Origin of the sequence: Sphingomonas sp. CFBP 13706 (assembly GCF_014842355.1) — a bacterium.
Lineage (GTDB): Bacteria > Pseudomonadota > Alphaproteobacteria > Sphingomonadales > Sphingomonadaceae > Sphingomonas > Sphingomonas aerolata.
In genome coordinates, this window is record NZ_JACYVM010000082.1 from 1 (window position 1) to 372 (window position 372).

Sequence of the window (372 nt, forward strand, 5' to 3'; positions counted from 1 at the left end):
ACTGAACGGAAAGCAATGATCACTTTCCAACAAGGAAACTGACAGGGAAGAAACGAATATGGTGCTCTCATCAGCTTGGATCGCGGTCATGCTCGTCGGGGGAACGTGGTGGGTGCGGCGGGATATTACCGCGTATGCACGGTTCCAGACGCAATCCGACACGACGGAGCGGCAGAACCTCTACCGCCGATGGCTGGTCGAAAGCTTCCTGGTTTTCGTGGGTGCAAGCGTCGTCAGCCTTTGGCTAGCGCACGCGCTGTGGCCCTTCGAAGGATTTCCTTCGGCCTTCACACCGGCGAACCGGTTGCTACAGTCCGATGAAGAGGTCTCGAGCGATCGATCGCTGCAGATTGGGATCGGCCTCTTCGTCGG

The 372-nt window shown here is 57.8% G+C and carries 1 protein-coding gene; it reads left to right on the forward strand.

Going from position 1 to position 372, the window contains the following annotated elements:
* Positions 1–88: 88 nt before the first annotated feature.
* A partial coding sequence (locus IFS44_RS22025) for a hypothetical protein (RefSeq protein ID WP_206757907.1) occupies positions 89–372 on the forward strand: 284 nt, incomplete at its 3' end.